22 protein-coding genes and 7 pseudogenes are annotated in these 24,585 nt (G+C 63.0%); 16 read left to right on the top strand and 13 right to left on the bottom strand.

The genetic code is table 11. From position 1 onward, the window contains the following. Nucleotides 1–128: 128 nt before the first annotated feature. Nucleotides 129–902 (bottom strand): annotated as a pseudogene (locus BVER_RS14465) (MFS transporter); the annotation flags it as partial. A 151-nt stretch (nt 903–1,053) separates the two neighbouring features. Next, complete coding sequence (kdgD, locus tag BVER_RS14460; protein ID WP_050453901.1) at nt 1,054–1,971, bottom strand: 5-dehydro-4-deoxyglucarate dehydratase; 918 nt, start codon at nt 1,969–1,971, stop codon at nt 1,054–1,056. A gap of 215 nt (nt 1,972–2,186) precedes the next feature. Here kdgD and garD point away from each other — a divergent pair, with 215 nt between their 5' ends. Together garD and BVER_RS14450 are read left to right on the top strand one after the other, a co-directional pair. Further along, the gene (garD, locus tag BVER_RS14455; RefSeq protein WP_050453900.1) at nt 2,187–3,782 is read left to right on the top strand and encodes a galactarate dehydratase; all 1,596 of its coding nucleotides are present in this window, start codon (nt 2,187–2,189) and stop codon (nt 3,780–3,782) included. 275 nt (nt 3,783–4,057) lie between these two features. Further along, nucleotides 4,058–4,789 carry a response regulator gene (locus tag BVER_RS14450; RefSeq protein ID WP_050453899.1) on the top strand — a complete coding sequence of 244 codons (732 nt, stop codon included), beginning with the start codon at nt 4,058–4,060 and terminating at the stop codon, nt 4,787–4,789. Here the strand turns inward: BVER_RS14450 and BVER_RS33850 are convergent. From BVER_RS33850 to BVER_RS32565, 3 genes and pseudogenes are all read right to left on the bottom strand, one after another. Next, entirely contained in the window at nt 4,770–5,300 is a 531-nt protein-coding gene (locus tag BVER_RS33850; RefSeq protein WP_232316550.1) for a response regulator, read from the bottom strand. The two genes, BVER_RS14450 and BVER_RS33850, sit on opposite strands and share 20 nt — an antisense overlap. Nucleotides 5,301–5,317: 17 nt before the next feature. Then, nucleotides 5,318–5,575 (bottom strand): annotated as a pseudogene (locus BVER_RS35940) (ATP-binding protein); the annotation flags it as partial. Nucleotides 5,576–5,808: 233 nt separating this feature from the next. After that, the gene (locus BVER_RS32565) at nt 5,809–6,030 is read right to left on the bottom strand and encodes a hypothetical protein (RefSeq protein ID WP_198155261.1); all 222 of its coding nucleotides are present in this window, start codon (nt 6,028–6,030) and stop codon (nt 5,809–5,811) included. A gap of 63 nt (nt 6,031–6,093) precedes the next feature. On the opposite strand from BVER_RS32565, the gene BVER_RS14430 reads away from it, so the two are divergent. Beyond that, entirely contained in the window at nt 6,094–6,741 is a 648-nt protein-coding gene (locus tag BVER_RS14430) for a response regulator (protein ID WP_050453895.1), read from the top strand. Between the two features lie 282 nt (nt 6,742–7,023). After that, a complete protein-coding gene (locus tag BVER_RS14425) occupies nt 7,024–7,263 on the top strand; it encodes a hypothetical protein (protein WP_050453894.1) in 240 nt (79 codons plus the stop codon). Here the strand turns inward: BVER_RS14425 and BVER_RS14420 are convergent. Then, nucleotides 7,241–7,654 (bottom strand): hypothetical protein, encoded by a 414-nt coding sequence (locus BVER_RS14420; protein WP_157056072.1) that lies wholly within the window; start codon nt 7,652–7,654, stop codon nt 7,241–7,243. The genes BVER_RS14425 and BVER_RS14420 overlap by 23 nt on opposite strands. A gap of 254 nt (nt 7,655–7,908) precedes the next feature. Here BVER_RS14420 and BVER_RS35235 point away from each other — a divergent pair. Together BVER_RS35235 and BVER_RS35230 are read left to right on the top strand one after the other, a co-directional pair. After that, nucleotides 7,909–8,322 (top strand): annotated as a pseudogene (locus tag BVER_RS35235) (NAD(P)H-dependent flavin oxidoreductase); the annotation flags it as partial. 100 nt (nt 8,323–8,422) lie between these two features. Continuing rightward, nucleotides 8,423–8,947, top strand: coding sequence for a nitronate monooxygenase (locus BVER_RS35230; protein WP_269750767.1), 525 nt, complete (start codon nt 8,423–8,425; stop codon nt 8,945–8,947). 9 nt (nt 8,948–8,956) lie between these two features. On the opposite strand, the pseudogene BVER_RS14410 reads toward BVER_RS35230, so the two are convergent. The 6 genes and pseudogenes from BVER_RS14410 to BVER_RS14385 all read right to left on the bottom strand — a co-directional run bounded on the left by BVER_RS14410 (nt 8,957) and on the right by BVER_RS14385 (nt 15,197). Further along, nucleotides 8,957–10,402, bottom strand: a pseudogene (locus BVER_RS14410) (efflux transporter outer membrane subunit). Continuing rightward, nucleotides 10,399–11,363, bottom strand: a pseudogene (locus BVER_RS36660) (efflux RND transporter periplasmic adaptor subunit). Before BVER_RS36660 ends, BVER_RS14410 begins: the two co-directional pseudogenes overlap by 4 nt. Continuing rightward, nucleotides 11,360–11,569 carry a DUF1656 domain-containing protein gene (locus BVER_RS14400; protein WP_050453892.1) on the bottom strand — a complete coding sequence of 70 codons (210 nt, stop codon included), beginning with the start codon at nt 11,567–11,569 and terminating at the stop codon, nt 11,360–11,362. The pseudogene BVER_RS36660 and the gene BVER_RS14400 overlap by 4 nt, the downstream one beginning before the upstream one ends. 34 nt (nt 11,570–11,603) lie before the next feature. Further along, on the bottom strand, nt 11,604–13,727 hold the full coding sequence (locus BVER_RS14395; protein ID WP_050453891.1) for an FUSC family protein: 2,124 nt from the start codon (nt 13,725–13,727) through the stop codon (nt 11,604–11,606). Continuing rightward, nucleotides 13,724–14,244, bottom strand: a pseudogene (locus tag BVER_RS14390) (MarR family winged helix-turn-helix transcriptional regulator). The gene BVER_RS14395 and the pseudogene BVER_RS14390 overlap by 4 nt, the downstream one beginning before the upstream one ends. An 83-nt stretch (nt 14,245–14,327) precedes the next feature. Further along, nucleotides 14,328–15,197, bottom strand: coding sequence for a LysR family transcriptional regulator (locus BVER_RS14385; protein WP_050453890.1), 870 nt, complete (start codon nt 15,195–15,197; stop codon nt 14,328–14,330). A 155-nt stretch (nt 15,198–15,352) separates the two neighbouring features. On the opposite strand from BVER_RS14385, the gene ampC reads away from it, so the two are divergent. The 3 genes from ampC to BVER_RS14375 all read left to right on the top strand — a co-directional run bounded on the left by ampC (nt 15,353) and on the right by BVER_RS14375 (nt 17,571). Continuing rightward, entirely contained in the window at nt 15,353–16,468 is a 1,116-nt protein-coding gene (ampC, locus tag BVER_RS14380; protein ID WP_502255027.1) for a class C beta-lactamase, read from the top strand. Next, nucleotides 16,413–16,556, top strand: a complete 144-nt coding sequence (locus BVER_RS36655) for a hypothetical protein (protein WP_502255026.1) — start codon at nt 16,413–16,415, stop codon at nt 16,554–16,556. The genes ampC and BVER_RS36655 overlap by 56 nt, the downstream gene beginning before the upstream one ends. 85 nt (nt 16,557–16,641) lie before the next feature. Further along, nucleotides 16,642–17,571 (top strand): Gfo/Idh/MocA family protein, encoded by a 930-nt coding sequence (locus tag BVER_RS14375; RefSeq protein WP_050453889.1) that lies wholly within the window; start codon nt 16,642–16,644, stop codon nt 17,569–17,571. On the opposite strand, the gene BVER_RS14370 is transcribed toward BVER_RS14375, so the two are convergent. Then, nucleotides 17,568–18,626, bottom strand: a complete 1,059-nt coding sequence (locus BVER_RS14370) for a LacI family DNA-binding transcriptional regulator (RefSeq protein WP_050453888.1) — start codon at nt 18,624–18,626, stop codon at nt 17,568–17,570. The two genes, BVER_RS14375 and BVER_RS14370, sit on opposite strands and share 4 nt — an antisense overlap. A gap of 229 nt (nt 18,627–18,855) precedes the next feature. Between BVER_RS14370 and BVER_RS14365 the strand changes: the two genes are divergently transcribed. From BVER_RS14365 to BVER_RS14335, 7 genes and pseudogenes are all read left to right on the top strand, one after another. Then, the gene (locus tag BVER_RS14365) at nt 18,856–20,019 is read left to right on the top strand and encodes an L-talarate/galactarate dehydratase (RefSeq protein ID WP_050453887.1); all 1,164 of its coding nucleotides are present in this window, start codon (nt 18,856–18,858) and stop codon (nt 20,017–20,019) included. A gap of 269 nt (nt 20,020–20,288) precedes the next feature. Next, nucleotides 20,289–21,665 carry a glycosyl hydrolase gene (locus BVER_RS14360; protein WP_050453886.1) on the top strand — a complete coding sequence of 459 codons (1,377 nt, stop codon included), beginning with the start codon at nt 20,289–20,291 and terminating at the stop codon, nt 21,663–21,665. A gap of 274 nt (nt 21,666–21,939) precedes the next feature. After that, nucleotides 21,940–22,649 (top strand): annotated as a pseudogene (locus BVER_RS35930) (beta-ketoacyl synthase chain length factor). 88 nt (nt 22,650–22,737) lie between these two features. After that, complete coding sequence (locus tag BVER_RS14350) at nt 22,738–23,475, top strand: lysophospholipid acyltransferase family protein (protein WP_083452190.1); 738 nt, start codon at nt 22,738–22,740, stop codon at nt 23,473–23,475. Then, a complete protein-coding gene (locus BVER_RS14345; RefSeq protein WP_050453883.1) occupies nt 23,450–23,749 on the top strand; it encodes a phosphopantetheine-binding protein in 300 nt (99 codons plus the stop codon). The genes BVER_RS14350 and BVER_RS14345 overlap by 26 nt, the downstream gene beginning before the upstream one ends. Next, nucleotides 23,746–23,991, top strand: coding sequence for an acyl carrier protein (locus BVER_RS14340; RefSeq protein ID WP_050453882.1), 246 nt, complete (start codon nt 23,746–23,748; stop codon nt 23,989–23,991). Before BVER_RS14345 ends, BVER_RS14340 begins: the two co-directional genes overlap by 4 nt. Nucleotides 23,992–24,108: 117 nt before the next feature. Further along, nucleotides 24,109–24,408, top strand: a complete 300-nt coding sequence (locus BVER_RS14335) for a hypothetical protein (protein WP_198155258.1) — start codon at nt 24,109–24,111, stop codon at nt 24,406–24,408. Nucleotides 24,409–24,585 lie beyond the last annotated feature (177 nt).

The raw sequence follows: 24,585 nt of genomic DNA, 5'->3' as shown, positions 1-24,585 counted from the left end.
CGTACAGCAGGTCACGGCTTCACGCTCCGATGTTCTGGTGGTTGAATGTGACAAGGCAGAGAAGAGCTTTGCCATCCCCTACGTTGCCGATTTACGTCCGGCGGACGGCGACACGCGTCGCACTCGTTCAGCAGTTGCTTGACGACCGGCCAGCCGACTTTGTTCGCGCTTGCGTTCCCGGTTGCATTCCCGGCCCGCGCGCCGCGCTGATGCCCGCGCACCAGACCGCCGCCTTCCTCGATGTACTCAAGCTCCTGCTTGTTGACGCCCGGATGATCGGCGGGATTCTTCATCACCTTGAGCCAGGTCAGCGCGAGCAGCAGACCGGCCACGCCCATCACGATATACACGTGATGCCAGCCGAACGCATGCGTGAGCCACGCTATCAACGGCGTGAAGACGACGGCTGCGAAGTACTGCGCCGAATTGAAGATGGCCGATGCCGTGCCGCGTTCCTTCGTCGGAAACCAGCTTGCGACGACCTTCGCGTTGGCCGGGAACGCGGGCGCTTCCGCCGCGCCCATCATGAAGCGCAGCACGAACAGGCCGGTGACGGCCGTCGCCGCGCTGCCGAGCACGCCGATGGTGCTTTGCAGAAGCGTAAACAGCGACCACAGAAAGATGCTCGCCGCATACACGCGCCGCACGCCGAAGCGGTCGAGCAGCCAGCCCGCGGGCACTTGCGAGAGCACGTATGCCCAGCTGAACGCGGAGAAGATGTAGCCCATGCGGACCGCATCGAAGCCGAATTCGGCGCGCATCGCGGTGCCGGTCACCGACAGCGTCGCGCGGTCGGCGTAATTGAAGGTCGTGATCACGAAGATCAGCAACAGAATGACGTAACGCACCCTGGTGCGCTTGATGGCGTCCGCCGGATGGGCGGCGCGGCTCGTCGTCGACATGAATCTTTCCCCTAAGCTTGATTCGGTCCTGCAGACGCACGAAGGGCCGCTTAAAGCGTGCTGTCGAAGCGTGCTTAAGCGGCCCTCGATCGACACGAAGCGCCGCGCGATATGCGCACGGTCCCCCGCTTCGTGTGTTGGATGACGCCGGTTACTGCGCGCCGAGCTTCTTGATCAGCGCGTCGAGCTGTTCCATTTCTTCGCCCGTCAGATCGGTCAGCGGTGCGCGCACCGGACCTGCATCGTGACCGACCAGCTTCGCGCCAGCCTTGACGATCGACACCGCGTAGCCTGCCTTGCGATTGCGGATCTTCAGGTACGGCAGGAAGAATTCGTCGATCAGGCGGCCGGTGGTCGCGTGGTCGTCGGCGGCGATCGCGCGGTAGAACTCCATCGCCGTCTTCGGGATGAAGTTGAACACCGCCGACGAGTACACCGGCACGCCCAGCACCTTGTACGCGGCTGCGTAGACTTCGGCCGTCGGCAGGCCGCCGAGGTAGGAGAAGCGATCGCCCAGACGGCGGCGGATCGTCACCATGTTTTCGATTTCGCCCACGCCGTCCTTGAAGCCGATCAGGTTCGGGCAGGATTCCGCGAGCTGTTCGAGCATGTCGGCGTTCAGCTTCGAATTGGCGCGGTTATAGATGATCACGCCCATGTTCGGCACGGCGCGGCACACTTCTTCTGCGTGATTGCGGATGCCGTCCTGCGATGCTTCCGTGAGGTAATGCGGCATCAGCAGCACGCCTTGCGCGCCTTGCTTTTCCGCTTCCTTCGCGAACGCGATGGCCGTGCGCGTCGGGCCGCCCGCGCCGGCGAGGATCGGCACCTTGCCCTTGCAGACTTCGGTCGCCGTCTTCACGATCTGCGAATATTCGGGTTGTTCCAGCGAGAAGAACTCACCCGTGCCGCCCGCGACGAACAAAGCCGACGCGCCGTACGGAGCCAGCCATTCCAGGCGCTGCGCGTAGGTGTCCGCGCGGAAATTGCCTTGCTTGTCGAAATCGGTGATCGGGAACGAAAGCAGGCTTTCGGAAACGATTTTCTTGAGTTCTTGCGGTGTCGTCATGGTGTGAGGTCTCGGTTGAGGCTGCCGGCTGAGATGGATTAGCTGTTGCAGCGCATATAAGTCATCGTACAACATGAATTGTAACCATACAACCTAAACCGTGTTTTATATAGGATTTAGAGGGTAAACACCGACCCATCGAGCGAAGCTATGTTGTAGGATGACATAACTCTTAGAACGTGCCGTACTGTGTCAATCCGCGAAGGATCATCAGAATGAATCAGTCCCCCCTCTATATTCGCGTTCATCCGGACGATAACGTCGCCATCGTCGTCAACGACGGCGGGCTGGGCGAAGGCGCCACGTTCGCGGACGGCCTCGTGCTGCGCGAGCGCGTGCCGCAAGGCCACAAGGTCGCGCTGAAGGATCTCGAAGAAGGCGAGGCGGTGATACGCTACAACGTCGTGATCGGCTATGCGAACAAGCCGCTCGCCCGTGGCAGCTGGATCAACGAGCATGTACTGCGCATGCCGACGCCGCCCGAACTGCACGACCTGCCCCTGCCCATCGCGACCATCAAGGCGCCGGACGAATCGCCGCTCGACGGCTTCACGTTCGAGGGCTACCGCAACGCGGACGGCTCGGTCGGCACGCGCAATATCCTCGCGATCACGACCACGGTGCAATGCGTCGCCGACGTCGTCCAGCACGCGGTCACGCGCATCAAGGCCGAGTTGCTGCCGAAATTCCCCAATGTCGACGATGTCGTGAGCCTCGGCCATACCTACGGCTGCGGCGTGGCCATCGACGCGCCCGACGCGATGGTGCCGATCCGCACGGTGCGCAATATCGCGCTGAATCCGAACTTCGGCGGCGAAGTGATGATGGTGAGCCTCGGCTGCGAAAAGCTGCAGCCCGAGCGCCTGATGCCCGCGGGCACCATCCCGATCGCGGCGGCGGCGCAGACGCAGGACGTCGCGGATATCGGCGACGTCGCCAGCGACGAGAACGGCGGCACGGTCGTGCTGCAGGACGAATCGCACGTCGGCTTCGGCTCGATGATCGACTCGATCATGCGCATGGCGGAAACGCATCTGAAGCGCCTCGACAACCGGCGTCGCGAGACCTGTCCGGCGGCCGATCTCGTCATCGGCGTGCAGTGCGGCGGCAGCGATGCGTTCTCGGGACTCACGGCGAATCCGGCCGTCGGCTTCGCGACGGATCTTCTGGTGCGCGCCGGCGCGACGGTGATGTTCTCCGAAGTCACGGAAGTGCGCGACGGCGTGGCCCAGTTGACCGCGCGCGCGGCGAACGGCGAGGTCGCGGCGGCGATCATCCGCGAGATGCAGTGGTACGACGATTATCTGAAGCGCGGCGGCGCGGATCGCAGCGCCAACACGACGCCGGGCAATAAGAAGGGTGGCTTGTCGAACATCGTCGAAAAGGCGATGGGGTCGATCGTGAAATCCGGTTCGTCGACGATTTCGGGCGTGCTGTCGCCGGGCGAGAAGGTCAAGCAGAAGGGCCTGATCTACGCGGCCACGCCCGCCAGCGACTTTATCTGCGGCACGCTGCAACTGGCGTCGGGCATCAACCTGCATGTCTTCACGACGGGACGCGGCACGCCGTATTCGCTCGCCGAAGTGCCGGTCATCAAGGTCGCGACGCGTTCCGATCTGGCGCGGCGCTGGCACGATCTGATGGACGTGAATGCGGGAACCATCGCGACCGGCGAGGCGAGCATCGCCGATGTGGGCTGGGAACTGTTCCGTCTCATGCTCGAGGTCGCCAGCGGGAAGAAGCAGACCAAGGCCGAAGCGCTCAAGCTGCATAACGCGCTGGTGCTGTTCAATCCGGCGCCGGTGACCTGATCCTTCAAGCGCTCGATCAGGCTGTTCGCAACTGCGCCCCGCTCACGGAAACGTCCGTCAGCGGGGCGCGTTGCTTTGCGCTGGTCTCCTGCGCGTGGGTTCATGACGTCTGCACAGTGCATCCATTGTTGATCGCAGCATGCGCCGAATGAAACATGCAGGCGTAGCGCTACCTCCGCGGCCGGCGCTGTCTTCCTACATTTGTAGCCATGCGTGTGGCACGAGAGCGCGGTATCGTGACAAAAACACCACAACGATGCCACACCGAACTTTCCATGCGAGTACTTCTGATTGACGATCACGCCCTGTTCCGCGCCGGTGCCGCGCTGCTGCTGAGACAGGCGCGCAGCGATATCGAAATCGTCGAGGCGGGGACGCTCGCGGAGGGCGCCGAACTCGCGCGCCAGGAACGGCTGAGCATGGTGTTTCTCGATCTCGATCTGCCCGACGGACACGGTTTCGAAGCGCTCAAGCAACTCAGGAGCGAGCGGCCGTCGCTGCCCGTCGTGATCATGTCGGCGCAGGAAAACTGGAAGACCATCGACACCGCCATCGAACTGCATGCGATGGGCTTCGTCCCCAAATCGCAGACGCCCGATGTGCTGTTCGCGGCCTTGCAGGCGGCGCTGGCGGGCGGCGTGTTTCTGCCGGCGTCGATCATTGACCGCGATCCGGCGGTCCAGTCGAGCATGATGTTCCGTCTCGGGCCGCGCAACGAATCGACCGAAGAGGCGGGGCGGCCGGTCGATAACGCGCAAACGCTCGGCATCTCGCCGCGTCTGTTCGATACCTTGCGCCTCGTCGTGCAGGGCTATCCGAACAAGACGATCGCGCGGGAAATGGGCGTCGAGGAGATCACGGTCAGAAAGTACGTCAGCACGTTGCTGGCGCATTTCAATGTCCGGCGCAGGACGGAGTTGATCGTCTATGTGGCCAAGAGCGGCATTTGTCTGGGAACGCCGGAGCCGCGATCGCCCGACGCCGATCTCATATATCCGCGCCAATGAGGTGCGCGGCGGAATCGATCATATTGCGCGCCGAAGTCGATTTGCCGATCAGGACGTAAGGCTCGGGAAACTCCACGAGCGCTTTTCTGCCGATCAATTCGCCGGTGACGAACACGACGGGAATGTTCGATTCCCAGAACGCGCGAATCCGCTCCGCCACCTTGATGCCGGTTTCGTTATTCCTCAGCCGAATATCGGTGATGACGATATCCGGCTCGCGCGCGGTGTTCTCCAGCAGCGATTCGGTTTCGGCCATGCAGCTGACAGTATCGACCAGCGCGCCCGCGCCGCGAAACAATTGCGCGAGTCCTTGCAGCAAGACCGGTTCGTCGTCGCAGACAATCGCGTACACGCCTTGCAGATCGTGGCGATCGGCGGGATCGATGCGTTTGGGCATCGCCGTGACGCCGGGCATCGTCGCGGGCACGTAGACGGAAAAGCGCGAGCCGCGTCCGACGCGCGTCGAGAACGCCAGATGATGACGCGGCAGGATCGACTGAATCCGCTGCACGATCGGATCGACAAGCCGAGTCCGAGTCCGCGCGTTCGGTCGCGGCCCGGATTATTCACCTGGTAATACTCGGAGAAAATCTTGCCCGTGTGTTCGTCGGGAATGCCGAGGCCGGTGTCCCAGACGTCCACGCGCAGCTCGTTGCCGAGATTGACCCAGCCGATCACGACGCCGCCGCGCACGGTGTATTTGAGGCCGTTGGACACGAGATTCGCGAGCAGCCGCTTGAGTAGCGCGCGATCGGTCAGCAATAAAGGCGGACTGCGATCGCGCATGCAGACCTTGAACGTCAGGCCTTTGCGCGCGGCCGGCGCGGAATACTGCTGAAACAGTTCTTCGAGGATATTGTCCAGATCGGTCGGCGCGACCTGCACGTTATACGAGCCGAGTTCCGAATAATCGTGAATGCCCTTGAATATGTTCACGATATCCGCCGAATTGCGCTCGATGATCGACAGATTGGTTTCCACGTCGTCGTCGCCAGTGCGCAGTTTCTTGCGCACGTTGTTCACGTACAGGCCGATGATCGCAAGCGGCTGCTGGATATCGTGATACGCCGCGAAAAGAAGCGCTCCTTGTCCGACACCAGTTCGCGCATCTTGTCGTATTGCGCGGTCAGCAATGTCGACGCGGCCGCGGCTTCCGCCTGCGCGGACACGATGGTCCGGTTGGCGAGAAAATCGTTTCGTACGGAAATTTCGAGTTGGCTCGATACCAGCGCGCCGAGCACATAAAAACAGATCAAAAAGAACGATGACGAAAACCATCCGATGCGGCCAATGCGCTCGCTATCGTGGAAAGCGGCATCGGCGTGGATTTGTTGTTCACCGATATCGTCATGCCGGGACGCATGCGCAGCGTCGACATGGCGGCGAAAGCGCGTGCGCTGATTCCGCAGCTCGCCGTGCTGTACACGTCGGGCTATGTGCAGGATGCGTCGCTCGATGCGGGCGCGGATTTGCTGCTCAAGCCGTACTCGCGCGAAACGCTCAGCCGCAAGGTGCGCGATGTGCTCGATCGTCGGGCGCGGCCGGCGCTCGATGCGCGCGCGACGACGCCTGCCATCGTGCGTCCGATCGAGCGCAGCGGGCCTGCGTATTGCATCGTGCTGTTCGATCGCGATGTCGCGGCGCGCAAGGAAACCGCCGAGTTGCTGGAGACGCTCGGGCACGCGATCGTCGTGGCCGACAGCCGCGAATCGGCGCGCGCGGCGTTGTCTTGCGAAACGTCGGCGCTGACCATTGCAGACGATCCATGTAATGCGGCGGCCATCGCCTTCGCAGAAGAAGCGAGCGCGGCATGGCCGCGCCTGGGCATTGTGTTCGTTTTCGATGGCGTGCCGACCGAGCCGCCGCTGGGCGTGCATCTCGTCACGCCGTTTTCCAGCACGCAGGCCGATCGCGCGATTCGTCGCGCGCGTACGCGGGCACGCTTTCTTTAATGCTTAGTCTTCAATGCTTAGCGTGACGCTCCGCACGTCGTACGAAATCCACGCTTAATACGTAACGGACGGCATCCGGACTTGATGCGCGACATGGCACGTTCATGCTCGCCGCGTACGATCCCTAATGCAGGTTAGACGGCACGCAGGCAGCACGTTACGGCGTCCTTTACATAGGATTTTTGTCGGAGAAAACTTCGTCCATGCCTCATCGGCTGAAACAGCGCGGCGGTTTGGCGCGCGACGCGATGATCCCGGCATCGAGAGAATAAGGAGACTGCAATGATGCTTTATCACCATGGAGTCGCACTTCATCCCACTGTCGGTCGCAACGGCAATCTGTTTGTGTCGCGCGTATCGATTCTGGAGGAGGACGGCGAGGAAACCTCGCTAGGCGGACTCGGTTATTTTTCCAATCGCGAATCGGCCATTCAGTTCGCCGTGCGATGCGGCACCGCTTTTATCGACGGCGAACCGATGCCCTTGCCGCCGTGTCATCTCAAACTCGTCGAGGCCAATTGATTGGATGATCCGCGCGCGACTCAGCGATATCAATGCGAGGGTCGCGCCGATTTTTTCGCCGCGCATGCCACAACATACTGCGCGCACGCTTGACCGACGCCTTGCCATACAGCACTGAAGCGATGCGTTCCCGCATCCGCGCCGTCACCAAAGGATTGATGCTCGGCGAACGCGCAGCCCGCACGCAGCGGCACGCAGGCGCGGGCTTGTCGCGCACCGCATGCGCGAACTTCTGCAGCGATTCCTCCGTGCCGCTCACGCTCTGATATTCGACCTGGCCGATGCGCGCATCGAGCAGAATGGTCATTCCCGAATCACGGGCCACTTTCAGCACGTCTAAATCAGTGGCTGTCATTTGTGAATTCTCCCTACGAGGCTCGGCGGCTTTCATCGGAATAGAAGCCGCACTATTCATCACACTAACGGACATTGACGCAAGTGGTGTGCCTCCTCATGTGTTCGTTTCGCTTGCTGCAATTATGCGTGTTGCGGTGAGAAGGGTCGTCGTTGCGCGCATCAAGTTTCGCGTAGCGTTCAACAGGTTTTCAGCAGGCTGTATTCCCGGCTGAGGGGATGCGATAAGTTCGGAATGCCGCGCTTGTGGACCACGACTATGCTTGGTGAGATCCGCATCGTTCCATCGTTATGACGAGGTTCGTCATGAATACGCTCTTCGCCACGCCGCTCACGCGCCTGCTGGGCTGCCGACATCCGATCGTATGCGCGGGCATGGGCGGTCCCGCGCGGGCCGAACTGGCGGCGGCAGTATCGAATGAGGGAGGCTTCGGCTTGCTGGGGATGGCGCGCGCCACGCCACAGGCAATCGAAGCGGACATCGCCGCGGTGCGTGCGATCACCGACGCGCCCTTCGGCGTGAACCTGATTTCCACCGGCACCGATCCGCACTTGCTCGATGCCGAACTGGACGCGTGTCTGAACGCGCGTATCGCGGCGATATGCTTTTTCTGGGAAGTGCGCGCCGACCTGATCGTGCGTGCGAAAGCGAGCGGCGCGCTGGTGCTCCAGCAAATCGGCTCGCTCGATGAAGCGCTCGTCGCGCAACAGGCCGGCGCGGATGCGATCGTCGCGCAAGGCGTAGAAGCGGGCGGCCATGTGAAAGGGCGCGTCGGGCTGATGACGGACGCTGCTGCCTCAGTTCGTGTCGAAGGTGCGCGTGCCGGTGGTGGCGTCGGGCGGCATCGCGAACGGCGCGGGGCTGGCGGCCGCGCTCGCCATGGGCGCGAGCGGCGTGCATTGCGGCACGATGTTTCTGGTCGCGCACGAATCGCATGCGCATGCGTATCACAAGCAGCGCATCGTCGATGCCGTCGCGGGCGACACCGTGCACACCGACATCTTCGCGCTCACGCGATGGCCTGCCGGTTCGCCCGTGCGCGTGCTCGCCAACAGCGTGACCGACGAGGTGCGCGATCATCCGCTCGGCAACGATCCTTACGGCTTGCCGCGCGAGACCATCGGCGCGGACGCATTCGGTCCGATCCTGAAGTACGAAACCGTGTCGCCTTTGCGCGATGCGACCGGCGACTTCGAAAAAATGGCTTTGTTTGCGGGCGAATCGTCAGCGTTGATTCACGCGACCGCGTCGGCGAAGGAGATCATCGAGCGCATGCTGAACGAAGCGCGTGACGCGCTCGATCGCGTGCAGGCGATGCGCGTCGGCTGACGCATCGTGTCACTTGCCCGCCACCGCTTCCTCACGCTCCCACCCACCACCCAACGCCAGAAACAGATTCACCTGATCCTGCGCCACCTGCGCCTCGGCCGATGCCACTTGCGCCGCCACGCCCGTGAGCGTGCGCGTCGCGTCGAGATCGGCGACGAAGTTTTCGCGTCCCGCCGAATACAGCCGATGCGTTTCATCGGCCGATTCGATCGCAGACCGATAAGCGGTGCGCAATGCATCGGCGCGGGTCGTGTCGCCTGCATAAGTGGCGAGGCTGCTTTGCGTTTCGCGCAGCGCGTTGAGCACCACGCCGTCGAAGTGCGCAAGCGCACCGCTGGTCGCCGCTTCGGCCTGCACGACGCGCGCGCTGGCCATTGATCGGGAAGCTCCAGCTGATCAGCGGGCCGAACGCCCAGCGGTTCGTGTTCGCGCCCAGCAAGTCCTCGGCGATACCGACCGAACCGATCGACGCGCCCAGACTGATCGATGGATACAGCGCCGCGTCGCCACGCCGATCTTCGCCGTCGACGATGCGAGTTGGCGCTCCGCCTGCCGCACATCCGGACGACACCTGAGCAGCGATGCGCCGTCGCCGACCGGAACCGGCTGCCGCAGCTTCGGCAGCTTCTTGCACGCGAGCGCGGCGGGCGGCAACGCGGACACGGGACGCGCCAACAATTGCGCGAGCCGATACTGCGCGACCCGCTTCTGCGCGATAAAACGCGGGATATCGGCGGCGAGCGTGTCGGCCTGCGTCTGTCCGCGCGTGACTTCCGACTGATTGCCGCGACCCGCATCGCGTAGTCGCCGCGACAGCACGACGCGCTGCTTCTGCAACGACAGCGACTTCTGCGCGATCCCCAGTTCCTCCGATGCCGAACACGACGCGACATACGCGCGCACGACATCCGCGACCACGGTGATGCGCGCGAGATCGCCCGCGGCTTCGACGGCTTCGTCGTCGGCATTGGCGGCTTCGACGCCGCGCTTCAGCTTGCCGAACAGATCGAGTTCGTAAGAGACGGACAGATCGAGCACGCCTTCGTTCGCGACCGGCAGCTTCTCCGTCAATAGATACTGCTCCGCCGATTCCTGCGCGCGCTCGAATGCCGCCGACGTCTTGCCGGAGAATCCGCCTTGCTCTTTCGCGAACTCGACTTCCGCGCGCGAGCGGGCGAGATTCGCCGCCGCCACGCGCAAGTCCGCGTTGGACGCGAGCGCTTCGTTGACCAGTTGATCGACCACCGGATCGTCGTAGAGACGCCACCATTTGGCGGGCACTTCGCCTTGCGTGACGGGCGCATCGTTCGCGCCGTCGATCGCGCCGTTCGCATACGGCGCGTTCATCTTCGCATCGTCGGGGAGCTTGTAGTTCGGGCCGACGGTCGTGCAGGCGTCGAGCGCGAGCGTTATGACGACCGCGAGCGCGAGACGCGTGTGCTTAAAGCGCTTCATTGCGATGCACCCGAAGCATGCGCCGGCACCGGCGATGTCGGCGCGGTCGGCGACGCGGGCACCGTGCCCGAGGCCGGACGCAGACCCAGCGACGGCCCGACGCCACGCACCGACACGGTCGCCGTGCGGCCCGCGATCATGCGGAAGTCCGCCGGGATTTCATCGAGTTGCACACGCACCGGAATGCGCTGCGCGAGTCGCACCCAGCTGAACGCGGGGTTCACGTTCGGCAGCAGCGTCGAAGATTGCTGACGGTCGCGATCCTCGATCGCCGCGACGATGCTCTGCACATGTCCGCGCAGAATGCCCGCTTCGCCCATCACCTTGATATCGACCGGCTGGCCGATATCGATGCCGCCGAGCTTGGTTTCCTCGAAGTAACCGTCGACGCGGAACGAATGCATGTCGACCACCGACAGCACCGCGCGGCCCGCCGCGACATATTCGCCGACACGCGGCGCGCGATCGTTCAGATAACCGTCGACCGGACTCACGATGGTCGTGCGCTGCAGATGAGCTTCGCGGTATCGACGGCGACTTGCGCGTCGTTGAGCGCGGCGTTGGCGGTCTCGACGCGCGAATGCGTTTCTTCCGTCACCTCGCGCGCCACGAGATTGCCGAGCGAGCGATTGCGCGTGTCTTCGCGCCTCGCCTGATCGAGCGTCGCGCGGCGCTGCTGCACGACAGCTTCGGCATTGCGCAGCGCGAACGCGTAGCGCGCCTGATCGATCACGAACAGCGTCTGACCTTGTTTGACCTGCTGGTTGTCGGTCACCTCGACATTCGTGATGAGACCGGACACGTCGGGCACGACCTGAATCACATCGGCGCGCACATGACCGTCGCGCGTCCACGGCGCGAACATGTAGTAGTCGACGAGCTTCCACAGCACGACCGCGGCGATCGTGACGACGATGAGCGTGAGCAGAATCTGCCCGACGGAAAACCAGGTTTTTTTCACGAGATGAGCCGATGCGAAACGATGACGACAACTCCCAGCACCAGCACATAGATGCCGAGATCGAAAATGGAGCGATGCCACACGAAGCGATAAAAGCCGACCCGCGCCAGCACGGTGCGGATCACGATATTCACCAGATACGCGATGAACATCAGCACGAGCACGGCGGGCACGAACACGCCGAGAATGTCGATTTCGCCGATCATGCGGGGTGGTCCGTTAGAAAATGATGAACGCGCATCACGCGGGCTCCTGACGCGGCGCGGGTCCGTTGCCGCGCGAATCCGCGAGCAATTCCGTCGCGGGCGGATGCAGCGACAGACGCATGCCGGTCAGCGCGTGCAGCGTATCGCGCAAGGACTTCTCGCCGAGCGCGCGTTGCGGCGAACTGGCGGCTTCCGTTTCCGCTTCGTCGATATTGCGGCGCGTGACCTGCGCGGCAGCGGCATCGATACTGTGAATCAGTTCCGACGGCACCGACTGCCGCGTCTGCGACGCGATGCAGTATTGGAAGTACTGTCGCACGCCGAGCAGCACGTCTTCGATTGCGCGCTGCACGTCGGCGGGCAGCTTGCGATGCGCGCGCTGCAGGTCCATCGCGTTGAGCGCGACGCGGAAATCGCGGAAGCTTTCCACCGAGGGATGGCGCTGCGAATCGGTTGCGGCGAGACGCGGCAGCAGTTGCATCAGACGATCGAGCATGCGCGCGTAGAGATTGCGCTGATCTTCGATCGCGCCCGGCGACGAACACACGACGATATCGGCCCAGGCGGAACGCGTCAGACGCGCGACTGCCAGTTCCGCGCCGAACGGCCGCGTCGCGCGCGTCCAGATAAAGGCGAACAAAAGGCCGGCCACACCCGCCAGATTGCTGTTCAGGAATACGAAGAAGTCCGCTTCGTACGCGCTCTGGATACTGACGAAGGTGGCAGTGTTCACGGCCACGAGCATCGTCACGAGATTGAATTGCGGACGCGGAATCAGCGTGCCGATGATCAAAAACGGTCCCGCGAAAATGATCACGAGCATCGGAAAGTCGTGGACGTGCGGCAACACGGCGAACACGTACAGACCCGCGAGCACGACGGAGAGGCACGTCGAAAGAAAGAACTTGAACACTTGCGGCGCGGGTTCGTCGAGCGCGGCGAAGAAGCAGCACGCGACCGCCGCGAGCGTCACCGCGCCCGCGCCGTCGGCCCAGCCGGATTCGATCCACAAGCTGCACGCGACGATGATCGCGCTGACCGCGACGCCGGTGGAGAACAGCATCATGCCGCGATCGAAGAAGCGTTCCGTCCCGCCCAGCCGCCAGTGCCGGAAGCGCGGACGCCATTCGCGCGCATCGTGCAGGATCGCCGAGCGCAGCGTGCGGATGTCCTGCCATACGTCGATCACTTGCTGAAGACGCCACAACGCGTTGGCGAGCAGCGCGCCGTCGAGCGTCGCCAGGGCTTCGGCGGACGGACGCATCGCGGCGATGCGTTCGCGCAACGCGTCGGGCGCGCGTTCGTCGTCGGATTCGTTGGGCTTCGGCACCGGTTGCGCGACCCACTTCGCAACGTCCTGCAACAGCGTTTCGAGGCCTTCGGGATGCGCGCCGCGTTTCTCGATCAGTTCGATCAGCGGATCGGCGAGCGAGGAAATCAGCGGCAGAAAGATCTGCATGCGGCCTTGCAAGGCGCGGGCGCGGCGAATCACGTCGGGCTGCGCGTGATCGTAGGTCAACTGGCTCAGGATCAGTTCGAGCGCGTTGACGGTGGCGGCCAGCCGCTGACGCGCCGCCGAAATCGATTTGCCCGACAGATGCCCCGACAGCGTTTCGCTCGCATAGAAGGCGGCGTCGCGGAACCAGGCATCGGTGCGTTCGATCAGCGTCGGCACGAGACGGCTCGGTAGCACGACCGAACCGACCACGTTCGCCATCACGATGCCGACCAGAATCTCCTCGGTGCGCGAGAGCGCGAGATCGAAGACGCCGGCGGGATTCGTCACGGTCGGCAGCGCGATCAGCGGCAGCGTGTAGCCCGCGAGCAGGAACACGTAACTGCACGCGCTGCGATCGAACATCGACAGATAGAGCAGGGTGCCGGTCCACAACGCGACGACCGTGCTGAAGATGAACGGCGATTCGACGAAGGGCGGCACGATCAGCACCGCGCCCGCCGCGCCGATCATCGTGCCGAGCGCGCGATACAGCGCCTTCGAACGCGTCGCGCCGACAAACGGGTTGGAGACGATATAGACGGTCGCCATCGCCCAGTAAGGACGGGGCAATTGCAGCCACAAGCCGATGTACAGCGCGATCATCGAAGCCGCGAAGGTTTTGCCGGAGAACAGCCACTCGCGGGCGGACGGGAAGTTCATGACGATTTCGCGCGTGCCTTGGAGACTTTGGTAGCTTTCGTTTCGCCTTCGATAAGCGCTTCGAGTTCGGCGAGCGGCTTCACGTCGAGCGTCGCGCTGAAGGCATGGAGCACGCGCAGCGTGGTTTCCAGATCCTCGCGCGTAACGCCCTTGAGCAGCCGCGCGCGCAGCGTGACCAGCCGCTCTTCCATGCGCGCGGTGACGGCGCGGCCTTCGTCGGTCAGGGTAATCGTTTTGGCGCGGCGGTCCTCGGGATCTTCATCGCGCCGCACGAGACCTGCCGCGCACAGCTGATCGAGCAGCCCCGCACCAGCGACGGCCCTTCGATGCCTACATGTTCCGCCAGCGTGACCTGCCGCACGGCCTCGCCGAGACGATTCGCGGTGAGCAGCGGCACCGCGCACGCCTCCGACACGCCGTAGGATGCCAGCACGCCGTGACTCGTGCGACGCCAGCGGCGCGCGGCGAGCACGAGCGTGCTGCTGACCGAGCGGCGAAGAATATCGAGATGACTCATGGGCCGCGATTATAGCCACATTTCGGATTTTATTCGTTAGCATCCTATCGAAAATTAAAACGATGCGGCGCGGATACCACAGGTCAACCCGCGTGTCCCGCCTGAGTAAGTAGCCACTCCTGAAACAGCCGCATGCCCGGCGAACGGCGGCGCGATTTGAGCCACGTCAGCCAGTAGCTGCCGGTGGTCACTTCGATATCGAACGCGCGCACCAGCAGGCCCGCCTGCAACTCGCGCACGAACATCGACGGCGGCGCGAGCGCGACGCCCGCGCCCTGCACGGCGGCCTCGACCATCAGGCGCGACGAATCGAACACGGGGCCGTTCATCGTCCACGGTTGCAGATTGGCGGCGGCGAACCAGTCGGTCCAGTCGTCCGCGCGATAGGAGCGCAGCAGCACCTCGCGCGCGAGATCGGCGGGCGTCTTCAGGCGACGGGCGATATCCGGCGCGCATAGCGCGGCGAGCGGCGCGTCGAGCAGCCGCGTGTTGTGGGTGGCCCAGATACCCGCGCCGAAGCGGATCGCGTAATCGAGCCCTTCCGACGCCGGATCGACCAGATTGTTATGCGTGAACAGCCGAAGTTCGACGAACGGATGCGTCTGCCGAAAGTCCTTGAGACGCGGCATCAGCCAGCCGACCGCGAAGGTGCCGACCACGCCCACCGTCAACACTTCATGAAAATGACCGCCGTCGAACTGTTTGAGCACGGCTTCGATACGGCCGAAGGCATCGCTCAGCACGGGCAGCAGCGCGCGGCCTTCGTCGGTGACGCCGAGGCCGCGCGGCAGACGACGAAACAGCGTCACGCCGAGCCGCTCCTCGAGCGCGCGCACCTGCTGGCTGACGGCGGCCTGCGTGACGTTCAGTTCATGCGCGGCGCGCGTGAAGCTCAGATGACGCGCGGACGCTTCGAAGGCGCGCAAGGCGTTCAGAGGAAGATGTGGACGCATGGATGAGCCATAAGATTTTCTTAACCCTGAGGCAAATTATCCTCGATTGTCATGGTTCGCGTGAGGGCGGATAGTGCTGCACGAGCGATACTTTCCGTGCGATCGCCCGATGCACGAACGAACGTCACATTAGTTTTCATATCGACAAGCATACGATGACATTACCGATCAAGCGTCTCATGGCCGCAGCCATGCTTTCATTCACGATGACCGCCACGCACGCGGCCGACCTCACGCGCGACGACATCCGGCACGCGGTCGATCAAACCATCCGGCCGTTGATGGCGAAGAACGGCATTCCGGGCATGGCGATCGGCGTCGTCGTGGCGGGCCGGGCGTATGGCTTCGACTACGGCGTGGCATCGAAGGCGACCAAGCGGCCGGTCACGCGCGATACCCTGTTCGAACTCGGCTCGGTCAGCAAGACGCTCACTGCGACGCTGACGTCCTACGCGCAGGAAAGCGGCGCGCTTTCCCTGTCCGATCCCGTGAGCAAGTTTTTGCCGACACTCAAAGGCAGCAAGTTCGGCGACGACGTGAGCTTGCTCGAACTCGGCACGCACACGCCCGGCGGTCTGCCGCTGCAAGTGCCCGACGAGGTCCACGACAACGACGAACTCATGACGTGGTTCAAGGCATGGCAGCCGCGTTACGCGCCGGGGAGGTATCGGACGTACGCGAATCCGGGCATCGGCACGCTGGGTCTGATTACCGCGAAGAGCATGAAACAGGACTTCGACGCGTTGATGCAGCAGCGCGTGTTTCCCGCCTTCGGCATGAAAAACAGCTTCATGCATGTGCCCGCATCGCGCGAGAAGAATTACGCGCAAGGCTATACGACCGACGACAAGCCGATTCGCATGAAGCCGGGCGTGCTGGCATCGGAAGCGTATGGCGTGCGCGCGACGGCGGCCGACATGACGCGCTTCATGCAGGCCAACATGCGCGATGCGGATCACGTCGCCGATGCATGGCAACGCGCGGCGATCGCGACGCACACCGGCTATTTCAAGGCCGGACCGCTGACGCAGGATCTGATCTGGGAGCAGTATCCGTATCCCGTCGATCTCAACGCGTTGCAGGAAGGCAATGCGCCGAAGATGATCGTCGAAGGGGTGCCCCGCGACGCGCATCGAACCGCCGCAAGCGCCGCGAGACGACGTGTGGATCAACAAGACCGGTTCGACCAACGGCTTCGGTACGTACATCGCGTTCGTGCCCGCGAAGCATGTCGGCATCGTGACGATGGCGAATCGCAATTATCCGAATAGCGAGCGTATTGCAGCGGCGTATGCGATCGTCGAAGCGCTGACGAAAAGCCGACGACGCGCACTGTCCAACATGCAGGACGAGGCCTGAAACCCCGCGCAAAAACGGTCTGAAATGCTACGCTTGATGACGCTAAAAAAGCCCTTCGCATCTTCACCACATAGCGGGATTTTTCATGACTTCAGTCTTTAAGCTCGCGGTCGTCGGCATCGGCAAGATCGCGCGCGATCAGCATCTTCCCGCCATCGCCGCGCAGCCGGGTTTCGAGCTCGTCGCGTGCGCGAGCCGCAATGCGAGCGTCGACGGCGTGCGCAATTATCCCGACCTCGACGCGCTGCTCGCCGCCGAGCCGGATATCGATGCGGTCTCGCTGTGCGCGCCGCCGCAAGTGCGTTACGCGCAGGCGCTCGCCGCGCTCGATGCGGGCAAGCACGTCATGCTGGAAAAGCCGCCCGGCGCGAGCGTCAGCGAAGTGCTGGCGTTGCGCGATATCGCGCGTTTGCGCGGCTGCACGCTGTTCGCGTCGTGGCATTCGCGGGCGGCGAGCGCGGTGGAACCGGCGCGCGAATGGCTGGCATCGCGCCGGGTGCGCGCGGTCGAAGTGCGCTGGAAGGAAGACGTGCGGCGCTGGCATCCGGGTCAGCAATGGATCTGGGAGCCGGGCGGTCTCGGCGTGTTCGATCCGGGCATCAACGCGCTGTCGATCGTCACGCGTATCCTGCCGCGCGAAATCGCGTTGCGCGCCGCCACGCTGACCATTCCGACCGATACCGCCACGCCCATCGCCGCCGTTCTCGATTGCCTCGATACCGGCGGCGCGCCGGTGCGCGCGTTCTTCGACTGGCGTCACGGTCCGGTGGAAGAGTGGGCCATCGACGTGGAAACGGATAACGGCCGTCTAGAGATTCGCGAAGGCGGCAAGCGTCTGTCGATCGATGGCCGCGCGGTGGAACTCGGCGCGGAACGCGAGTATCCCGCGCTGTACGAACGCTTCCACGCGCTCGTCGCGAAGAAGGAAGAGGACGTGGATGTGCGCCCGCTGCAGATCGTCGCCGATGCATTTCTGCTCGGCAAACACGAGCCGACCGAGGCGTTCGGCCGTTAAGCTTCCTGCCGCTGCGTGCTCTGCCGCTCGACGATGGTAAAGCCCGTGTCGATATGCACGGGCGACTTCGGCGCATCGGGCGCGGCGTTGAAGCGCTCGAGCAGCGCGCGGGCCGCTTCCTTGCCGATGCGCGCGCCGTCCACGCGTACCGTCGATATCGCCGGGAACGCGTAGGCGGCCGAGCTCAGATCGCCGAAGCCCATCACCGCCAGATCGCGCGGCACGCTGATGCCGCGGCTGCCCGCTTCGGCGAGCACGCCGAGCGCGAGCGTGTCCGAACTGCAGACGACGATTTCGGGCGTCTGTTGCTCAAGCAAGCGGCTGAAGCCTTCGCGTCCCGCCTGAAACGTCGCGGGCGCGGGCAGCACTTCAAACACGGGCGCGGCGACGCGATGCTTCGCCAGCTCCGCCTTGAACCTCTCGCAGCGGCGCAGACCGCGCGGATCGTCGATGGACACCATGCCGAAGCGCCGGTAACCCTTGTCCAGCAGATGCCGCGCCACTTGCGCGCCGACATCCTCGTGCGAAAAGCCGATCACCATGTCGATCGGCTTGTCGGTCAGATCCCAGATTTCGACGACGGGAATGCGCGCCTTGGTGAGCCGTTCGCGCGTCGCATCGCTATGGCTCGTTCCAGCCATCACGATGCCGTCGGGACGCCGTCCGAGAATCGCCTCGACCAGCGCTTCCTCGCGTTCGCGCGAATAGGCGGTCAGGCCGAGCAGCGTCTGATAACCCGAGGTGGTAAGGCCGTCCATCATCGCCTGCACGGTGTCGGAGAAGATCGAGTTGGCGATGGTCGGCAACAGGATCGCGACGAGCTTGCTCTTGCTGCTGGCGAGACTCCCCGCGAGCAGATTCGGCACGTAGCCGGTGGCGCGCACGGCTTCCATCACCTTGCGCTGCGTGTCGCTGCGCACGAGTTCCGGCCGGTTCAGCACGCGCGATACCGTCATCGGCGCGACGCCCGCGAGCCGCGCGACGTCGATCAGCGTGACGCTTTCGCTCATGCTGACGGGTTGTGCCGCTGTCTTTGCAATGATCTTCTTTGCCATCTCCCTTCTTTCCTTGCCGCGATGCGCGTATAGCGCTGATTCCGTTGAGTCGTCAGGCGGGTTAGACCACGAACGGCGCGCCGTCCGGGTGTGATCCAAACCTTTCGACGCTCAGTGTAAACCATGATGATTGCGCAATCATTGTATGATCGAGGCATGGAGAGACGGCTTTGGCTTCGGCCGATAACCGGCAAAACGCATCGCAAAAAACCTCGAAAGGACCCGTAACATGAACGCAAGCAACGCTTTGGCCGCGACGGCATCGAACGATCAGATCAAGTGGATTCGCGTCGCGTCGACCTTTCTGCCGCTCGCCAATCCGATCAGCGACGCCAAGGTGCTGACCGGCCGCCAGAAGCCGATGACGGAAATCGCCATTCTGTTCGTCGAGATCGAAACGGCCGACGGTCATCGCGGGCTGGGCTTCAGCTATTATTCGAAGCGCGCGGGCGGTCCCGGCCAGTTCGCGCACGCGAAGGACATCGCGCCGACGCTGATCGGCGAAGATCCGAGCGATATCGCGCGGCTGTGGGACAAGCTCGCGTGGGCGGGCGCATCGGTGGGACGCAGCGGCATGGCCGCGCAGGCGATCGGCGCATTCGATGTCGCGCTGTGGGACCTGAAGGCGAAGCGCGCGAACCTGTCGCTCTCGAAGCTGATCGGCGCGCAACGCGATTCGGTCCGCTGCTACAACACCTCGGGCGGCTTCCTGCATACGCCGCTGGATCAATTGCTGGTGAACACGGATGCATCGCGCGAGAAGGGCATCGGCGGTATCAAGCTGAAGGTCGGCCAGCCCGATTGCGCGCTCGATATCCATCGTGTGCAGACGGTGCGCAAGCATCTCGGCGACAGCTTCCCGCTGATGGTCGACGCCAATCAGCAATGGGATCGTCCGACCGCGCAGCGCATGTGCCGCACCTTCGAGCAGTTCAATCTCGTCTGGATCGAGGAGCCGCTCGATTGTTACGACGCGGAAGGTCACGCCGCGCTCGCCGCTCAATTCGATACGCCGATCGCCACCGGCGAAATGCTGACGAGCGTGTCGGAGCATTGGGAGTTCATCCGACTGCGTGGCGCGGATTACCTGATGCCCGATGCGCCGCGCGTCGGCGGCATCACGCCGTTCCTCAAGGTCGCGACGCTCGCCGGTCACGCCGGCCTGATGCTCGCGCCGCACTTCGCGATGGAACTGCATGTGCATCTCGCGGCCTGCTATTCGCGCGAACCGTGGGTCGAGCATTTCGAATGGCTCGAACCGCTGTTCAACGAACGGCTGGAGACGAAGAACGGCCGCATGCTGGTGCCGACGCGTCCGGGTCTCGGTCTGAGCCTGAGCGAGCGCGTGAAGGAGTGGACGGCGCAGGAAACGGAGATCGGCGCGCGCGCTTGAGTGTATTTATAGAAACGGTTCGCGGGTACAAGCATCGCGTTGTGCGCGCCCGCGTGCAAAAGAGAATTGCGCAACGGAGTGGATCTGTTTTGCTGCTTGATCAGGCACCGCGAATCGGCTGGAATCTGTACACGAAATTCGCTACCTGCACGCAAGTGCTTTAACTTGCTGTCGCCGTGAACCGGGCGGAGCCGATCCGCACCGGTGTCAGGTACGAGAGGACGTGCAATCGTCCAGGCCGTTCAACATCTCGGACCACGTTACCTGACATGCGCAAGCTTATGAAAAGTGATTTGTATACCTTATCATTTCAATTAGCGGATCGGGCGGGACTTTCACGGCGTGAGTTTCTTTCGCTGCTTGCAGCGGGCGCGGGATCGGTTGCGCTCGGCGGATGCAACGGCGACAGCGAATCCGGTGCGTCGCCTGCGGTGAACGCAGCGGCGGTCGAGAAAACCGCGAGCGGCACGGTGTTGCCGCCGGCTGCATCGCTCGGCGATGACGACGGACACGTCTGGACCCTCGCCGACGATCGCGCGAACATGGACGGCCGGGTGATCTACACCGGCTCGCGCGTGCCGATCGTGCTGCTGCTGTTCTATCGCGGCACGATTTACGCAAAGAACGTCGATGGCGACTGGTTTCGCCGCGATCCGCCGTGGACGCCGCTCGGCGCGAACGATCCGCGCACGCAGGCCGTCGCCTATTCCAATACGTCGCTGTTCTACGGCATCAACGGACATATGGCGTGGGGCTCGGGCATCTATCACACGATGCCGGTCGAGCAGCAACTCGCCATCCTCAAGGATCTGGGCGTGACGATGTATCGCTGCGATGTCGCCGATCCCGGCATGTCGCGCACCATCGAGCGCGCCTTGCTCGGCAGTTTCGCGGGCAGCGGCGTGGGCATCCTGCCAGTGCTGAATCCGCGCTCGGCGTACTGGAATCCGCTCGGCTCGGAGGACGACGCCTACGCGCTCGGCTACAACCTCGCGGTGCGCTGCACGCAGCCGCTGGCCGGTCTGGTGCGGCACATCGAATGCGGCAACGAGCTCGACACGGTGGGCTTGCAGATCGGCGGCGACGGCAGTCAGAGCAGCGACTGGAGCCCGCAACAATGGCCATCGTTTCGCGGCGTGATTCGCGGGATGATCGACGGCGTGCGCGCGGTGGATTCGACCATTCAGTGCGGCGTCAACGTCGGCATTCCGATGGCGTATCGCGCGTTGCAGATGCTGTGGGGCGGCATTCAGCCGGACGGCTCGCCGCAAGGCGCGGGCGGCGCATCGCCCTTGCGCTGGGATTACACGACGTATCACTGGTATCACAGCTCGGGCGATATCCAGTGCGCCGGGCGCTACCGCGAATGCGTGAATATCCTGCAAGTGCTGAAGGAATCGTTCGGCGTGCCGATCTGGCTGACCGAATACGGCTGGTCCGGCGCGAACGACGGGCAGGAAGCGGCATCCACGTATCTCGGACAGGTGCTGGCGGAGTATCGCGCGGCGAAGGATCAGTACGGCGTGCAGTCGATCATGCTGTACGAGTTGATCGATGCCGACTTCGGGTTGATTCAGGGCGATGGCGTGACGCGCAATCGGGCGTATGAGACGTTCAGGCAGTTTGTGGCGGGGAATGGAGTGTAATCGAGGCCACGCTATTGCGCGTGTCAAAAAATGTGGAGGCTCGCTGTCGATTTCGGTCGATTTGTAAAATGAATTCAAATTGAAGGCCATACGTTCCTGCTCAACAACACATTGCGCTCTTTTTACGAAATCCTGTCGTAAGATCCACATCGCAATTCGTTGACTGCCAGGCAGACATAAGCTTTGGAGTCCATGAGTTCAGGTATCGCTATTGAAGGTCGATGACGTTGAACCACGTGTACTCGATCGTCATCTACTTCGGCTTCTTATTCTCATGGTCTCTCGCTTCGCGCAACTTGAAATTCCGATCTCGGATTGGAGTTGGCGGCCCGCTCGCGACGAGTCGGAAGACCTCGAAGACCTTGCGTGCATCGCTCCCCTCATTCGCAGGCGCCTGAGCAGCCTTTCCAGGGCGTCGCTGTCGGTCGCGCTGCGCTGCGTTCGCGCTCATCCGTCCGTTCGCGTGATCTTTTCGTCTCGTCACGGTGAACTGCGCCGCAGCGCGCAGATTCTCGCGTCGCTCTGCGAACCTCAGCCTGTCTCGCCGACGGCTTTCAGCCTTGCAGTGCTCAACGCGATGACGGGCATATCGGCATTGCCCGGGCCGATCGCGCGGCAGCCACAGCCGTGTCTTCCGGCGCGGATTCGCTGGGTTATGCCTTGCTCGAAGCCGGTCTTCAATACCATGCCGAACGTGCGTCGCCCGTGCTCGTGGTGCATGGCGACGAACCCGTCCCGTCGTCGTGCGGCGTGGCGTTCGACGATATCGCCGAACGAGAGGCCATTGCGCTGCTGATTGGCGACGACGCTCGCGGCACGCTTCGATTCTCGATGGAGCCGCTGGCGATGTCTCGTGCGTCCGATTTCCCGTCGCTGGCGCATGCCGTACATCATGCGTTGATGAATCGTACCGAAGCGACATGGTGCAGCAACGGTGCTGCACCACGCATCTGGCGTTGGAGTTGGATCGATCGTGCTAAATGAGTTGTGCCCTTCGTGGGTCGCACGTTTCAGTTTTGTCTGGCGTTGGATCGCGACTGGTTTCACATTTTTCTGCTTCGGCGTGAGCGGCATGACGTTCTCGCTGCTCCTCGTTCTTCTGATGCTCGTGTGGCCGCACAGCGCGTCTTCGCGACGTATCGTGACGAGCGTCGTGCATCGGTACTTCCATTGTCTGGTGACCATATTAAGGGTCATCGGCGTGATGCGCCTGGAGGTGAAAGGGAAGATCGGGCGCATCGAGAGGGGCACGCTTGTCGTCGCCAATCACCCGACCTATCTCGACATCATGGTTCTGCTCGCGTTGATTCCGTCGGCGTGTTGCGTGGTCAAGCGTGCACATTGGCGTAATCCCTGTTTCTGGGGAATCGTGCGCGCGGCGGGGTATGTGAGTAACGCCGGTGGAACATCGATGGTCGAAGAGTGCATGCAGCGGCTGGCAGCCGGCTACAGCGTCATCGTGTTTCCCGAAGGTACGCGAAGTCCGTCGCGCGGCGCGCTGCATCCTTTTGGACGCGGGTTTGCGCATGTTGCACTCGCGGCGCAGGCGGAACGCGGTTTTCGTGAGTTGCCTGTCGCGCCCGTTGCGCTGGATTGCGATCCCCCGGTATTTACGAAGGAGCGCCGCTGGTATCACGTTCCTCCGCGACCGTTTCGTTTCGAAGTCACAGTGCTCGATACCGTCGACGCCGCTTCGCCGGTCACGTCCGAACTTCCGGCAGCAGTGGCGGCGCGGCGTTTAACGGCTTCGGTGGAAGCCCAAATTTTTCAACATCTATTCAAGCATGGATCAGCTCAAGCTCGAAATTAAGACCCTGATGATCGACGCGCTCGATCTGGAAGGAATGAAACCAGAAGACATTGCAGATGACGCGCCGATTTTCTCGACCGATGGCATTGGACTCGACTCCATCGACGCGTTGGAGATCGGCATCCTGCTGCAAAAGCATTACGGCTTGACCATCGCGGCCAACGACCCGCAGGCACGCGATTACTTTCGCTCGATCGACACGCTCGCGGCTTTTGTCGCAAGTCAGCGCGTGAATGGCGATTCGAATTCCTTCGGCAATGGAGTGCAAGCATGAGCGAAGCGGAGATTCTCGATCGCCTGCGCCAGATATTGCACGACAGCTTCGGCATCGAGCCTGCGCGCGTCGTGCCGGAAACTCACCTGTTCGAAGAACTCGACCTGGATAGCATCGACGCCGTCGATCTGGCCATCAAGCTGCAGGAGTTGACGGGACGTCGCATCAAGCCGGAAGAGTTCCGCAATGTACGGACCGTGGCGGATGTGATCGTCGCCGTCGAGTCGCTGCTGAAGTCCTGAGATTTCGCTCGCAAGATGCAATCCGGTTCGCACGATACATCGGTATCGCCATCGCCATACATTCCATCTCCGGCCCGGAGACGGGCGGCGTTGGCGCTCAAACTCGCCTATCCGGTCGTGATTCTGTTCGCGTCGCGCGAGCCGCGTGTGGCCGGTCTGATGCTGTTCGCCGTGCTGTGGACGCAGCGTTGGCTCGGCGCAGGCGCAATAGGTTCGATGTTGCGCAAGCTGACGTCGGTCGACATGTACGTGTTTCTGGTGTTGAGCATGGCCTCCGCGAGCATTGCGTACAAACAGCACCCTCGTCCTGCGATCGTATCCCGCGCTGGTCAATCTCGGTCTGTTGACGTCTTTCGCAGCTACGCTCGTGTGGCCGCCGTCCATGATCGAACGCTTTGCGCGTCTGCGTCACGCTGACCCCACGCCAGGTGTAATTCGCTATACGCGTCGGATCACGCAGCTCTGGTGCGTGTTTTTTGTGCGCCCAGCATGGGCGCACTCTTGCGGGTGCAAGTCGCGCGGCAAGTTGACCACAGCGAGCGAAGTGAAGCGCAACTGCGGAAGGGCGACCGACCGTGGGGAGGAAGCGTGGAG

Origin of the sequence: Candidatus Burkholderia verschuerenii (assembly GCF_001189365.1) — a bacterium.
Classification (GTDB): domain Bacteria; phylum Pseudomonadota; class Gammaproteobacteria; order Burkholderiales; family Burkholderiaceae; genus Caballeronia; species Caballeronia verschuerenii.
The sequence above is the reverse complement of the archived record's forward strand: the minus strand, read 5'-3'. Positions and strand labels throughout refer to the sequence as shown.

Excerpts from the sequence above, each read along its gene's own strand:
- kdgD (WP_050453901.1), bottom strand. The coding sequence starts at position 1,971 with ATGACGACACCGCAAGAACTCAAGAAAATCGTTTCCGAAAGCCTGCTT.
- garD (WP_050453900.1), top strand. The coding sequence starts at position 2,187 with ATGAATCAGTCCCCCCTCTATATTCGCGTTCATCCGGACGATAACGTC.
- BVER_RS14450 (WP_050453899.1), top strand. The coding sequence starts at position 4,058 with ATGCGAGTACTTCTGATTGACGATCACGCCCTGTTCCGCGCCGGTGCC.
- BVER_RS14425 (WP_050453894.1), top strand. The coding sequence starts at position 7,024 with ATGATGCTTTATCACCATGGAGTCGCACTTCATCCCACTGTCGGTCGC.
- BVER_RS14420 (WP_157056072.1), bottom strand. The coding sequence starts at position 7,654 with ATGAAAGCCGCCGAGCCTCGTAGGGAGAATTCACAAATGACAGCCACT.
- BVER_RS14400 (WP_050453892.1), bottom strand. The coding sequence starts at position 11,569 with ATGATCGGCGAAATCGACATTCTCGGCGTGTTCGTGCCCGCCGTGCTC.
- BVER_RS14395 (WP_050453891.1), bottom strand. The coding sequence starts at position 13,727 with ATGAACTTCCCGTCCGCCCGCGAGTGGCTGTTCTCCGGCAAAACCTTC.
- BVER_RS14385 (WP_050453890.1), bottom strand. The coding sequence starts at position 15,197 with ATGCGTCCACATCTTCCTCTGAACGCCTTGCGCGCCTTCGAAGCGTCC.
- ampC (WP_502255027.1), top strand. The coding sequence starts at position 15,353 with ATGACATTACCGATCAAGCGTCTCATGGCCGCAGCCATGCTTTCATTC.
- BVER_RS14375 (WP_050453889.1), top strand. The coding sequence starts at position 16,642 with ATGACTTCAGTCTTTAAGCTCGCGGTCGTCGGCATCGGCAAGATCGCG.
- BVER_RS14370 (WP_050453888.1), bottom strand. The coding sequence starts at position 18,626 with ATGGCAAAGAAGATCATTGCAAAGACAGCGGCACAACCCGTCAGCATG.
- BVER_RS14365 (WP_050453887.1), top strand. The coding sequence starts at position 18,856 with ATGAACGCAAGCAACGCTTTGGCCGCGACGGCATCGAACGATCAGATC.
- BVER_RS14360 (WP_050453886.1), top strand. The coding sequence starts at position 20,289 with ATGCGCAAGCTTATGAAAAGTGATTTGTATACCTTATCATTTCAATTA.
- BVER_RS14350 (WP_083452190.1), top strand. The coding sequence starts at position 22,738 with ATGACGTTCTCGCTGCTCCTCGTTCTTCTGATGCTCGTGTGGCCGCAC.
- BVER_RS14345 (WP_050453883.1), top strand. The coding sequence starts at position 23,450 with ATGGATCAGCTCAAGCTCGAAATTAAGACCCTGATGATCGACGCGCTC.
- BVER_RS14340 (WP_050453882.1), top strand. The coding sequence starts at position 23,746 with ATGAGCGAAGCGGAGATTCTCGATCGCCTGCGCCAGATATTGCACGAC.